This is a genomic window from Streptomyces sp. NPDC054847 (genome assembly GCF_053610925.1).
Genome location: NZ_JBSGZJ010000186.1, coordinates 1 through 12777, shown reverse-complemented (window position 1 = coordinate 12777; position 12777 = coordinate 1). Strand labels below are relative to the sequence as shown.

The window sequence follows — 12777 nt, the reverse complement described above, 5'->3', positions numbered from 1 at the left end:
GCCGCCGGTGCGCTACGGAGCGACCCCGAGGGCGGCGTCCAACTGCGCCCGGGTGGGCGGCTGGGCGCCGGCCTGTTCGCAGGCGAGCGTGCCGGCGGTCACGGCCTGGCGCAGCAGATGCTCCAGGGCGTGCCGGTCCTCGGGTAGGTGTACCCGGTGTGTGCCGTCCTCGCGGGGCCGGAACAGCCCCGCGAGCAGCGCCGCCTGGAAGGCGTCGCCCGCCCCGATGGTGTCGACGACCTTCACCGGTGGCGCCGCCACCGTGACGTCCGTGCCGACGAGGAGGCCACGCGCGCCCTCGGCGCCGCTCGTGGTCACCACCAGGCGGGGACCTCTGTCGGACAGGTCACGTGCGGCGTCGCCGGGCTGCCGGTCGGGATACAGCCAGGCCAGGTCCTCATCGCTCGCCTTGACGACATCGGCGGTCGCCACGATCCGCTCGACCGCGCGCCGGTAGGCGGCCCGGTCCGGCTGGACAGCGGGACGCACGTTGAGATCGACGGAGACCGCTCCGCCCGGCCGGGACCGGATCTCCCGACACGCCTGCACGACGCGATCGGCGCCCGGCTCCACCACGATGGCCAGCGAGCCGGTATGCACGAGCGTGACATCGGACGGCAACTCCGACAGCAGCGGATCCCAGTTGGCCAGGAAGTCGTACGTGGCGGCGCCGGTTGCGTCGTCGACGTAGGCCAGGGCCAGGGTGGTGCGTCCGGAGACGGATTCCACGCGGTCGATGGGCACACCGGTGGCGTACAGGTAGTCACCCACCAGCACGCCGGGCGGATCGTCGCCCCAGCAGGAGGTGAGACGGACGGGACGGTCCAGGCGGTGCAGGCCGACCGCGACATTGGCGGGACTGCCGCCGGGGATCGGGGCGATCGAAGCGCCCCCGCTGCGCCACACGAGATCGACCAGCGCCTCGCCGATGACAACGGCGGTCATGACGCCCGCTCCGATTCCGGCCGGTTCTCGTGATCCGGCCGCCTGTCGTGGATCTGCACCCCGGCGAGGTCCCAGGCCTCGACGGTGTAGGGAGCAGGAGCAGAGCCCGTCGCCGTCGCCTGCAGGCGCCACGGGGTGCCGCCGACCGGGTAGAAACGGAGGCTCAGTGCCTGACCGTCGGCCGTGAACACCTCGGCGACGGAGTGGTCAAGCACGATACGGAGGTCCACCGGCCCCGGCTGCGGGGGAAGCCGCCAACTGCCGCCCTTCGCCCGTGGGTCGAGCGAAGCCCGGGACCTGTCGACGACCACCTCGCCGGTGTCCGGGTCGCGGACGATGTCCAGGTACTCGCTGCCGGCCGCATCGGTGAACAGCCGCAGTCCTCCTGCGGCAGAGAGGCGGGCGACGATGTCACAGGCGGGACCGATCCCGCCCAGGTCGGCGGGCCGATCCGCGCGTGCCTCGCCCGTCGCGTCGATACGGCGGTCCCGGCGCAGCCGGTCGACCTCCCGGGCGGGCCGCTGCAGGATCTCCCCGTCGTCGTCGAGGGTCAGCTCGCGCGGCAGGGTGAGCATCCCAGCCCATCCCACTTCGTCGGTCCACGCGCTGGGGGCGCCGACCCGTTCCTCGTCCCGTGCTTCCCAGATCCAGGCCCACATCAGCCAGCGGCCGTCGAGGGCGGGCAGCAGCGCCGGTGCGTAGAAGTCCGGTCCGTGGTCGAGACGTTGGGGAGAGCCGGCGATGAACGCCCCGTTCTCCTCGTGCCCCGGCCAGGCCGCTGTGCACAGCGCCCCTTCGTCCGGGTCCCAGGCGCTGACCAGCACCGCCCCGCGGCCGTCGGGAAAGTACGCGTACTGGGCGCACTCCCAGCCCTCTTCGGTGTTGCCACCCCCGGGCAGCGGCTCGGGTGCACGGGCCAGGAAGACGCCCTGGTCCTCCCACTCGATCAGGTCGGTGGAGGAGTACTGCAAGGCCGCGCCACGACCGTCCTCCAGGCCGGCGCCGACGAGCATGCGCCAGCGCTCGCCGTCCCGCCACACATAGGGGTCGCGGAACATGCTGGTCCCGGCGGGCGGTTCGGCGACGATCAGCCGCTCGTGCTTGGCGAAGGTCAGGCCGCCGTCCCGGGACACCGCCTGGGCGACCGGCTGGTACCAGCGGTCGGAGTGCCGGGCCGAGTAGAAGGCGACGAGCTCGCCGTCCGCCTCGACGGCATTGCCCGACCACACTCCCCCGGTATCCTCCCCGCCGGGGGTGGGGGCCAGGGCGATGGGCAGCAGCTCCCAGGTGAGGAGGTCGGTACTGCGGAAATGCCCCCAGTGCATGTCTGCGTGGCGGGCGCTCCCCGGGTTGTACTGGAAGAAGACGTGGTAGTGGCCGTCGTGGAAGACCAGCCCGTTGGGGTCGTTCAGCCAGTTGTACGGCGGGCGCAGGTGCAGTGCCGGAAAGTGCGGGTCCCCCGGCGGGCCGGACACGGCGGGGGGCCGTGCGATGGCGTCCACGGTGTCAGCCACGGGTGCGCTCGTCGTAGCGGTGCCGCACGTCGGCGGCTTGCTTGGTGTTGGCCTCGGACTCCTGCAGCGAACGTTCGCCGCGCAGACGGGTGCGCTCGGCGAGATGCTCCATGTGCCGCTCGAAGCGAGCTTGGTACCGCTCGCGCATCTGCGCGATCTCCTCGGCGACGACGCCGGTGCGGGGCGCCGGGGTGGGCATGGGCAGGCCTGCGGGCCGGACGGGCAGGCGCCGCTCGAGCGGCAGTATGGACGCCTTCGGCGAGGGAAGGGTCTGGTACCAGTAGGCAGTCGAGGCCCAGTCGTCGCTCAGATGGTTGCCGTGGCCGTGCTCGATGGAGACCTTGATGCGTTCCTCGAAGCGGACCGGGTCGGTCACATGGAAGCGGTAGTTGACGGAGTAGCCCGGGACGTCGGCCTCGTGGAGGATCGCGCCGTGGTAGAGGTAGGCGTTCTTCTGCATGCCCCAGGCGTGGTTGAAGTAGTCCTCGGTGCCGGTGCCGTGCAGGGAGGGGGGCCAGACGGTGGAGCCGCCGGGAAGGAAGTCGTCGTCGATCCAGATCATGTCGTTGCCCTCGCCCCACCAGCTTCCCTGCCGGTGGTGGACGGAGAGGTTGCAGCCGACGTAGTGGCCGGTGCCCTCGGTGTGGAGGATGACGTAGTTGTCCTCGCCGGTGACGTCGACGATGTTCACCTCGGGGCTGTTGGTCTGGATGTCCGGGGCCCAGCCGTTGCAGGGGTTGCTGCGGTTCCAGCGGGCGTGGAAGTAGAGCGTGTCCTCGGGCAGTTCCTCGGGGAACAGTTCATAGTCGATGTAGAAGTACTGCTGGATCGGCAGGTCGTTCTCGTTGACCAGCTCGATCCGGGCCCGCTTGTTGAACGGCATCGGTGCCCAGCAGTTCAGCGCGGCGCTGCCGCCGAACAGCAGGGACTCCTCGGGCTTGGCGGAGACTGTGAAGAGGGCGGACTGGTAGCTGTTGGGCATGCAGTGGCCCACACCGAAGAAGTCCCCGAGCGGCACCAGGACGGCCGGCTCCTCCTCGTCGTCCCAGGTGATGCGGATCAGGACCTTGCGGTAGTAATCCGGGTCCGGCTCCTCCCAGTTGACGCCGAGCGCGTTGTGGATCTCCATGACGGGCGCGACGGTGTCCGCCTCCAGCGGGTCGATCAGGCCGGGGCCGAGCGTTCTGCGGCAGAACTGCGTCATCCAGATGTGCGTGATCTGCCCCGGCCCCTCCAGGTCAGCGAGGACCCTGCTGGAGTGCGCGGGGGTGGTCCAGTAGTCCTGGTTGCGGCCGCGCTGGTCCCAGCTCGAGGTACGGGCGCTGCGTGCCGCCTTCCGGCGGGTCAGATCACCGAGAGGAGTAGACATGTGGATGCCTTTCGTGATGTCAGTCGCTGATGTCGGACGGTGGGGACTGGCCTCCGCCACCGCCGGCTGAGGGGGTTAAGCAGTGGTGCAGCCGCACGAGGTGCGGTAGATGACACGCGGTGTGAGGCGGATGGTCTCGCCCGCATCGCTGGTGTCGCCGTTCACCCGTCGCAGCAGCAGAGTCATGGCCGTGACTCCCACGTCGAAAGCTGGCTGGACGACGGTGGTGATACGGGGTTCGAAGAGGTCCGACTGCGGGAAGCCGTCGAAGACCGCGAGCTTGAGATCGCGCGGGATGCTCAGGCCGAGCTCCGCCGCGGCTTCCATGACGCCGACTGCCGTTTCCGTACTGGCGCAGGCCACCGCTTCCGGCACCCCTTCGCCGCTGAGCATGCGGCGGGCCGAAAGGCGGGTCTCCCCTGCCAGTCCCGACCCGGTGATCACCAGCTCGGGGTCCGGCTCGATGCCTGCTGCCCGAAGCGCCTGCGTGTACCCGCGGTGGCGCTCGGCCATGGTGGAGACCGCGAGGTCTCCGGCGGCCAGGGCGATGCTGCGGTGGCCGTGCCCGAGCAGGTGCTCCACCAGTTCGCGCATCGGCGTGGTGTTGTCCACCCCGACCTGGTCGCCGGCCCCGGGGGCGCCGAGCCGGTCGAGGATCACCACCGGCGTACCGCTGCGGCGCACGGCCTCGGTCTCCCCGCCCGTCGAGCGTGCGGCCGGGGCGACGATGAGGCCGTCCACCCGGCGGGCCGCCAGTGCCTGGACCGATCGGGTCTCCTGAGCGGGATCCTCCCCCGAGTGTGCGAGGAGCAGCGTGTATCCCGCCTGGGCCGCCTCGTGTTCGACGCCCCGGACCATGTCGGCGAACGTGGGCTGTCCGGCGTCGGAGACGACCAGTCCGATGGAGTCGGTGCGTGCGCGGCGCAGCGACCGGGCGAGCGTGTCCTGGCGGTACCCGGTCTGCTCGATGGCGTTCAGCACCCGCCTGCGGGTCCTTTCCGCCACCGGCCGGGTGCCGTTCACGACGTGCGAGACCGTCGAGATGGACACCCCGGCGAGCTGCGCCACATCGACGATTGTCGCCACGTCACCTCCCTTCATCGAAACGTTTGCGCGAAACGTTTGCGCCGATTGTTGTCCTGCGCCGCGACAGGTGTCAAGGCGTCGGATGCCTCAACTCCCTTGTCCGTCGTGAACGTGGCCCTCTCCCTGGGATCGAGCCGGGATACGCGTGACATGCCACTCCTTTGGAGCCTCCGGCGCGGGAGGAACCCCAGTGGTCCCCCCGGCGCAGGGGGGCACCCCCGAGGCCCTGCGGGCCAGGGGCGTCCCACACCGCGTCGTCCTTACTCGTGCAGCCCCGGAATCTCGGTCGGAGCGGGGCAGATGCCGCGGCCGCGGGGGTCGAAGACATAGAATTGCCCGAGGTCCACGAGCAGCGGTACCTGGGCACCCGCCCGCAGCCGTACGTCGGGCCCCCGTACGAAGCACCACATCACCGGCCGTGATCGTGCCTCGTTCCGGGGTGTGCGCGCCCGGCGCCCGGCCCTTTGGCTCGTCCGGCGCCGACGCCTGGGGCGTCGCGAGCTCCTTCGCTCGCTCCTTGATTCGTCCGAGACGGCCGGGCGTGCCACTCCGACGGCCGGGACCGGGCCGCGCCGATTACCAGATCGGGCACCACCGCACGGCGCTGGATGCGCAGCAACTGGTGGTCGCCGCTGAGCGGTTCGTCCAGCGGTAGTCTCTGCCGACCGAGATCGACGCACATCCGTTCCCCCAACGGCGCGTGGACGACGGCTTCGAGAAGGTTGATACAAGAAGTGCCGATGAAGGCGGCGACGAAGACGTTCGCGGGCAGCGCGTAGGTCTCGCGAGGAGTGCTCACCTGCTGGAGCACACCGGCCCGCATCACCGCGACCCGGTCGCCGAGCGACATCGCCTCCGCCTGGTCCTGCGTCACATAGACTGCGGTGGCGCCCAGATCTGCGGTCAGCTGGCTATTTCGGCCCGCAGGTGGTTGCGGAGCTGGGCATCAAGGTTGGACAGCGGCTCGTCCATCAGGAAGACGGACGGCCGCCGGGAGATGGCCCGGCCCATCGCGACGCGCTGGCGCTCGCCGCCGGACAACTGACTCGGGTAGGAGTCCAGGGAATCGACTCCGAGCATCAGGTGCGGTTGCCTCGATGCGCGCACTGTGGTCCTCGTGCGGATGCTGCAGCTTGAGGGGGAAGCCGATGTTGGCCCGGTTCGTCATGTTCGGGTAGAGCGCGAAGTTCTGGAACATCATGGCCATGCCGCGTTCGCGCGGTGGCACGTCGTTGGCGTACGCACCGTCCAGCAGCAGCTCGCCCTCGGTGATGTCCTCCCGGCCGGCGATCATGCGCAGCACGGTCGACTTCCCGCAGCCCGAGGGGCCGAGCAGGACCAGGAACTCTCCCGGCTCGATGTCGAGCGAGAACCGGTCGACGGCGGTGGCGCGAGCGTAGGTCTTGCTGGCCGCGCAGGGAGATGGCCCGTGTCATCTGGTGCCGCCTGATGGCGTGGGCCCGCAGCGCGCGGTCGCACGGCTCGAACCGAGAGGAGGGGAGGGCATGACCGGAGGGGAGGGCATTACCATCTGCCTTTCAGTGATGTCAGTCGCTGATCCAAGGCGGCGGGGGACTGGCCTCCCCCGCCGCTTGTAGCTCCGCATCGGCACCCGGCGTACCGGACACGACGCCCCGACCGGCGACGCCTGCCGCGGAGTCGCTCGGAAGGGACCGCAGGCCCGGGACCGGATCGCTGCGGAGAGGCCGAGAACCCTCGCGGTCGGTCCCTTCGCCGGGCAACAGGGATCATGGGCGGCGATGGCGGCGCCCGGTGAGGTGAGCCGGCGGTGCCGGGTCAGTCCGGACAGCCGCACGACTCCCGGTACGTGATCCCGGGCGCCAGCCGGACGGAGCGGTAGCTGTTGGTGTCGTCCTCCAGGCGGCTGAGCAGGAGCTGCATGGCGGTGCTGCCGATTTCGTACGCGGGCTGCGTGATGGTGCTGATCCGGGGCCGGAAGAGGTCCGCGTTCGGAAAGCCGTCGAAGGCGGCGAACGCGAAGTCGCGCGGAGTGTGCAGATCCAGCGCCCGCGCCGCCTCGAGCACGCCGACGGCGGATTCGGTGCTCGCCGCCACCACGGCCGTCGGGCGGTCCGGCTCCTGGAAGAGCCCGGTCATGCTGTGCCGGGTGTCGGCCGCGAGACCGCTGCCCATGAGGATCAGCGAGTCGTCGGCCTCGATACCGGCCTCGTCGAGGGCGTCCAGGTAGCCCTGCCGCCGCTCGGCGATGGTCGGGACCGAGGCGTCGCCGGCCGCCAGCGCGATGCGCCGGTGACCGTGCTCGACGAGGTGCAGGACCACGTCGCGCATGGGGGCGGTGTTCTCGACCCCCACCTGATCGGCGCGGATGCCCCCCAGCCGGTCCATGAGGACCAAGGGGGTGCCCCGCTGCTGGATGTCCGACATCTCCTTGCGATGGGACCGGCCGACCGGAGCGATGATGAGGCCGTCCACGCGGCGCTCGGTCAGCACTTCCAGGGCACGCCGCTCGCGCGCGGGGTCCTCGCCCGAGTTCGCGAGCAGCAGGGTGAGGCCGGCGGCAGCCGCCTCGTGTTCGACGCCGCGGACCATTTCGGCGAAGGCGGGCTGGGTCACGTCCGACACGACGAGGCCGATCGAGTCGGTCCGTGATCGGCGCATGGCCCGGGCCACGCTGTCACGCCGGTATCCCGTGGCCCTGATCGCCGCCTCAACGCGCGCTCTGGTGTCCTCCCGGACGGGGCGCGTCGCGTTGAGGACGTGAGACACGGTGGACGTGGAGACGCCCGCCAGCTGCGCGACGTCGACGATCGTTGCCACTCGCCCATCTCCGCCTTACGTAATCGAAACGTTTACGCAAAAGATGGCACGCCGCGGCAGCGCCGTCAACGGCCGGGGGGAGCGGTTGACAGGGCCCGACGGACGTCCCATGCGTCGGTCGGGAGACGTATCCCTGCAGCGCAGGAAATCCCGTTGGTACACGGTCTTGACACGCGAATCCGCCCGAGTATCTTTCATCGAAACGTTTGCCCCGCCCTGCGGGCCCCGCTCCCACGAGCCCCGCGCCGGCCGTCACCAAGCCATCTCCCGCAGCCGATCCGGTTGCTCATCTCGGTGCAGTCAGCAGACCCAGATTCAGAAGATGCCAGTGAAAGGTGCAGCATTATGTCAACGATGACACACGAGGCCGACAGATCTCGCGCCCCGCGAATACGTCGGCTCGCAAGCGGTGTCACGGCGACGGCCCTGGCCGCCGCGATGGTGACGGCATGCGGCTCGGACTCCTCCGGTGGCGCTTCCGCCGACGGGCTGATCACGCTCGCGATGCACAACCCGAACATCCAGCAGCAGGACCCCGCGACGTACGAGCTCGTCCAGGCGTTCAACGCGAAGAACCCGACGATGAATGTCAAGCTCGTCGGCCGGCCGATGGAGCAGCACCAGCAGCAGATGACGATCGCCGCGCAGAGCGACACCCTGCCCGAGGTCTTCTGGGTCTACAACGCGCTGGCGAAGAACATGGCGAAGAACGGAGACCTGCTCGATCTGCAGCCCGTCCTCGCCGAGAAGAAGCTGGACACCAAGTTCGCCCCCCACATGCTCTCGGGCTTCAAGCAGGGGAACGTCCAGTACGGCGTCCCATACCAGGCGCTCGTCACCGGCTTCTACTACAACAAGGCCATCCTGGACGAGCACGGCATCGCCGTCCCCAAGACCCACGACGACCTGCTCGCCGCCGTGAAGAAGCTGAAGGCCAAGGGCGTCGTGCCGATCGCCCAGGGCGCGAACAACTCCTCGTTCAGCGTGTGGGCCTTCCTCACGATGCTCGACCGCTTCGGCTACGAGGACAAGTACCAGGCGATCCTCGACAAGAAGCAGAGCTACGACAACCCCGACTTCCTGCGCCTGTACCGGCACATCGAAGAACTGGCCAAGGCCGGCGCCTTTCCGCCGAACATGACGACGCAGACCTACACCCAGGCCGTCGCCTCGTTCACCTCCGGACAGGCCGCCTTCCTCGACTCCGGGGTGTGGGACGCCGCGAAGATCCAGGAGAGCCCCGTCGGCAAGAACGTCGGGTTCTGGGCAGGTCCCACCTTCTCCGACGGCGTCGGCAACCAGAACCTGGTGATGAACGCCCCGTCGGCGCCGCTCGTCGCCAGCGCCAAGGTCAAGAAGGATCCGAAGAAGTACGCGGCCGTCAAGAAGTTCCTCCAGTTCTACTACAGCGACGAGGGCCAGCAGATCCTGGTCAAGAACGCACAGCCGCCCGTCACCACGTACGTGCCGGCCGTGGACAAGGCCAAGTCCTCCGTCTTCTGGGCCGTGCTCGAGGAGGCCGCCCGGCAGGACCTGTCGAGCCCCAAGGCACAGCCGGACCTGGTCGTCTCCGCCGAGACCGCCAACGCCATGTACGACAGCCTCTACGGGGTGATGTCCGGTGCGATGAGTCCCAAGGACGCCGTACAGCTCGTTCAGCGCACCCTCAAGTAGCCGACGGCACCAGGCAGCCGACGGCGAACGCCGTCCGGAGACGACCAGGGCCGCCCGCCCCTGGCCCGAATGGCAAGGACAGCATGAACTGGCTCACCACACGCCGGACTTTCACCCTCATGATCGCGCCGGCGTTGCTCCTCTACACCGTTTACATGGTCTATCCGATCCTGTACTCGTTCTATTACAGCTTCACCAGCTACGACGGCGTCTCACCGGCGACCTTCACCGGTCTCGCCAACTACCGCGAGATGGCGAACGACACGGTGTTCATGACCTCGGTCCAGAACACCGGCATCATTCTCGGCGTCGCGGTGACGCTCCTCGTCCCCCTGGCGTTCCTCCTGGCGATCCTGCTCAGCGGCAACGTCAAGGGAAGCGCGATCCTCAGGCCACTCGTCTTCGCCCCGGCGATCGTGGCCCCGATCCTCGTCGGACTGATCTGGATCTTCATCCTCGACCCCGAGATCGGTCTGGTCAACGCGGCGCTGCAGGCGGTCGGCATGGCCGTCCAGCCGCAGTGGATCGGAGGGAGCACCCTCAGCCCCTACTCCATCGCGTTCGTCTATCTGTGGCAGCAGATCGGCTTCATCGTCACCATCCTCTACGCCGCCATCCGCATGCTGCCGCGTGACGTGATGGAGGCCAGCACCCTCGACGGGGCGACGCGTTTCCAGCAACTCCGGTACATCACGGTGCCGATGCTGCGGGAGTCGTTCGGAATCTGCACGGCCCTGGTCGTGACCGGCGTCTTCAAGATCTTCGAGCTCGTCTACGCCCTGACCGGCGGCGGCCCGGTCCATCTGTCCGAGGTCATGGTGAGCTACATGTACTACGTCACCTTCACCACCCTGCAGTACAGCTACGGCATGGCGCTGGCGGTCGTGGTCTTCGTCATCGGCGTCGTCGCCGCCGTCGCCACCCTGTTCGGCCTCAAGAGGAGGGCTACGGCGTGAAGACGACGAGCACCCGACGCACCGCATCGCACGCCAAGTCCCTGCCCGGGCGGCGCCCACGCCGCGGCCGCATCATCGCCTCGGCCCTCGCCTATCTGATCACCTTCGTGATCCTGCTCCCGCTGCTCTGGATCATGCTCCTGTCGTTCCAGACCAACGAGAACATCCTTGCTCACCCGTTCTCCCTGTCGGATCTCAACCTCGCCAACTACCAACAGGCCCTCGAAACGCTCGACCTGATGGTCATGTACAAGAACACGCTGATCCTGGCGGTGTTCTCCGTGACCATCGGCCTGGTCATCTCCTACATGGCCGCCTTCGCGCTGACGCGGATGGTCTTCCGCAGCGGACGACGCGGCATCCAGAACGCGACGAGGTACTACCTCCTGGCCGGCCTCGCCGTGCCGGTGTACATCCTGCTCTTCCCGGTGTACCGGCTCGACATCGCACTGGGTCTGTTCGGCACGCATGCCGCGCTGATCCTGCCGTACATCGCCGTCTCGATCCCCTTCAACATCCTTCTCCTCACCGGGTTCCTCCGCGAGTTCCCCGAGGAGATTGAGCAGGCGGCGGTCATCGACGGGGTGGGGCTCTGGTCGATGGCGTGGAAGGTCGTTTTCCCGCTGATGCGCCCCGTCATCGCCACCCTCGCCATCCTCAACGTCATCTATGTGTGGAACGAGTTCCCCTTCGCGGTGACGTTGATCAACAAGCCGGAGCTGACGACGATCTCGCTCGGGATCTCCCAGTTCCAGGGCGTCTACAGCATCAACTACGGCGCGATGATGGCGTCCGCGACCCTCGTGCTCGTCCCTCAGCTGATCATCTACGCCGTCTGCCAGCGTCAGGTCATCTCGGGCATGACCGCCGGCGCGATCCGCTGAGCCGTCGAAAGGAGACGATCCGCACGACCGTGTGCTCCCTCCGGTGCGGGCACTGGTGTCCGCACCGGGACACACGGACACCCCATTCCTTCGTCCAGGAGCCGCCATGCATCAGGAAAAACCGCGGATCTCACGTCGCAGCGTGCTCGCAGGGCTCACGGGAGCTCTGACAGCGGCGGTGTCCCTCAACACCGCGCAGCGCAGCACCGCTCAGGCTGCCACGGCACAGCCGTCCGCACCGCCTCCGCCGCGCCCCTCCTACCACTCCATCGTCGGCCTTCTCTGAGCACCTCGCACGCACAGCACCCGCACCAGACCGTTCAGAAAGGACGGACATGGCAGACACTGTCTACGACGTCACGACGTGGGCCGGAGCGACGGTCTCCCCGTACGTGGACATCGGCACCGTGATCAACCAGATCATCGCCGACATCAAGTCGAAGCAGACGACGCAGACCGCCAGACCCGGCGCGGTCATCTACATCCCGCCCGGCCACTACGACCTCCTGACGCGGGTGGTCGTCGATGTCAGCTTCCTGCAGATCAAGGGGGCCGGCCACGGGTTCCTGTCCGAGGCCATCCGTGACGAGTCGCCGACCGGGTCCTGGGTCGAGACGCTCCCCGGAGCCAGTCACATCCGGGTCAAGAACAACGACGGCCACAACGAGGCGTTCCTGGTCAGCCGATCCGGCGCACCCGCCACGGTCGGGCGGCTGAACAGCATCGTCTTCCAGGACTTCTGCCTCGACGGCGTGTCCTCCAGCAAGCCCTACCTTCCGGGCAACAACAAGATCGGCATCTCGTTCCAGTCGGACAACGACGCGGTCCGCATCGAGGGCATGGGCTTCGTGTACCTCGCACACGCCCTCATCATCAAGGGCGCGGACGCCCCCAACATCACGAACAACTTCATCGCGGAGTGCGGCTCCAGCATCGAGCTGACCGCGGCGTCACAGGTCGCCAAGATCACCAACAACTTCCTGATCAGCGCCTGGGCCGGCTACTCCATCTTCGCGGAGAACGCCGAGGGGCCGCACATCTCCGGCAACACGATCCTGTGGGCCTGCAACATCACGCTCCGCAACGTGAACCGCGCCTCCATCACCAGCAACAAGCTGCTCAGCAACTTCCCCAGCATGATCGCCCTGCTCGACAACAGCTCCGAGAACCTGATCTCCTCCAATCACTTCCGGCGTGTCCACGGAGACGGCACCAGCACCCGCTTCGACGACAAGTTCGGTCTCGTGCACATCGCGGGGAACAAGAACACCCTGACTTCCAATCAGTTCTCCTTCTCCGTCGCGGCGGGGAACATCACGCCCACGGGTCAGGACCCGACCATCGTGCTGGTCAAGAGCGGGGACAACAACTACCTGGCGACGAACCACATCACCAGCAACCTGCCGGCCAAGGTCGTCCTCGACGCGAGCACCACGGCGACGAAGGTGCTGTACAGCGCGACGACCGCGCAGTTCGAAGCCTTCACGACCAACCCCTTCATGGAGGCGACTCCGAGCTAGCGGACAGCCGCTGCCCGGCCGTCGCATGAC

General features: G+C 68.2%; 10 protein-coding genes and 1 pseudogene. 5 read left to right on the top strand and 6 right to left on the bottom strand.

Going from position 1 to position 12777, the window contains the following annotated elements; translation table 11 throughout:
• Positions 1 to 12: 12 nt before the first annotated feature.
• From ACWGH4_RS19495 to ACWGH4_RS19470, 6 genes and pseudogenes are all read right to left on the bottom strand, one after another.
• On the bottom strand, positions 13 to 945 hold the full coding sequence (locus ACWGH4_RS19495) for a carbohydrate kinase family protein (protein WP_453462285.1): 933 nt from the start codon (positions 943 to 945) through the stop codon (positions 13 to 15).
• Positions 942 to 2459, bottom strand: a complete 1518-nt coding sequence (locus ACWGH4_RS19490; protein ID WP_453462282.1) for a glycoside hydrolase family 32 protein — start codon at positions 2457 to 2459, stop codon at positions 942 to 944. The genes ACWGH4_RS19495 and ACWGH4_RS19490 overlap by 4 nt, the downstream gene beginning before the upstream one ends.
• Entirely contained in the window at positions 2452 to 3828 is a 1377-nt protein-coding gene (locus ACWGH4_RS19485; RefSeq protein ID WP_453462279.1) for a glycoside hydrolase family 172 protein, read from the bottom strand. The genes ACWGH4_RS19490 and ACWGH4_RS19485 overlap by 8 nt, the downstream gene beginning before the upstream one ends.
• 75 nt (positions 3829 to 3903) lie before the next feature.
• Positions 3904 to 4914 (bottom strand): LacI family DNA-binding transcriptional regulator, encoded by a 1011-nt coding sequence (locus ACWGH4_RS19480; protein WP_453462276.1) that lies wholly within the window; start codon positions 4912 to 4914, stop codon positions 3904 to 3906.
• 260 nt (positions 4915 to 5174) lie between these two features.
• Positions 5175 to 6350: pseudogene (locus ACWGH4_RS19475) on the bottom strand (ABC transporter ATP-binding protein).
• 361 nt (positions 6351 to 6711) lie between these two features.
• Positions 6712 to 7713: a LacI family DNA-binding transcriptional regulator gene (locus ACWGH4_RS19470; RefSeq protein WP_453462273.1), complete on the bottom strand. Its 1002-nt coding sequence runs from the start codon at positions 7711 to 7713 to the stop codon at positions 6712 to 6714.
• 354 nt (positions 7714 to 8067) lie between these two features.
• Here ACWGH4_RS19470 and ACWGH4_RS19465 point away from each other — a divergent pair, with 354 nt between their 5' ends.
• From ACWGH4_RS19465 to ACWGH4_RS19445, 5 genes are all read left to right on the top strand, one after another.
• A complete protein-coding gene (locus ACWGH4_RS19465) occupies positions 8068 to 9387 on the top strand; it encodes an ABC transporter substrate-binding protein (protein WP_453462270.1) in 1320 nt (439 codons plus the stop codon).
• Between the two features lie 83 nt (positions 9388 to 9470).
• A complete protein-coding gene (locus tag ACWGH4_RS19460; protein ID WP_453462267.1) occupies positions 9471 to 10343 on the top strand; it encodes a carbohydrate ABC transporter permease in 873 nt (290 codons plus the stop codon).
• Positions 10340 to 11227: a carbohydrate ABC transporter permease gene (locus ACWGH4_RS19455; RefSeq protein WP_453462264.1), complete on the top strand. Its 888-nt coding sequence runs from the start codon at positions 10340 to 10342 to the stop codon at positions 11225 to 11227. The genes ACWGH4_RS19460 and ACWGH4_RS19455 overlap by 4 nt, the downstream gene beginning before the upstream one ends.
• Before the next feature lie 106 nt (positions 11228 to 11333).
• Positions 11334 to 11513: a hypothetical protein gene (locus ACWGH4_RS19450; RefSeq protein ID WP_453462261.1), complete on the top strand. Its 180-nt coding sequence runs from the start codon at positions 11334 to 11336 to the stop codon at positions 11511 to 11513.
• 49 nt (positions 11514 to 11562) lie between these two features.
• Positions 11563 to 12747, top strand: coding sequence for a NosD domain-containing protein (locus ACWGH4_RS19445; RefSeq protein ID WP_453462258.1), 1185 nt, complete (start codon positions 11563 to 11565; stop codon positions 12745 to 12747).
• The last annotated feature ends 30 nt before the right edge of the window (positions 12748 to 12777 follow it).

Coding starts and splice junctions, on each gene's coding strand:
- ACWGH4_RS19495 (WP_453462285.1), bottom strand. CDS start 945: ATGACCGCCGTTGTCATCGGCGAGGCGCTGGTCGATCTCGTGTGGCGC.
- ACWGH4_RS19485 (WP_453462279.1), bottom strand. CDS start 3,828: ATGTCTACTCCTCTCGGTGATCTGACCCGCCGGAAGGCGGCACGCAGC.
- ACWGH4_RS19465 (WP_453462270.1), top strand. CDS start 8,068: ATGACACACGAGGCCGACAGATCTCGCGCCCCGCGAATACGTCGGCTC.
- ACWGH4_RS19460 (WP_453462267.1), top strand. CDS start 9,471: ATGAACTGGCTCACCACACGCCGGACTTTCACCCTCATGATCGCGCCG.
- ACWGH4_RS19450 (WP_453462261.1), top strand. CDS start 11,334: ATGCATCAGGAAAAACCGCGGATCTCACGTCGCAGCGTGCTCGCAGGG.
- ACWGH4_RS19445 (WP_453462258.1), top strand. CDS start 11,563: ATGGCAGACACTGTCTACGACGTCACGACGTGGGCCGGAGCGACGGTC.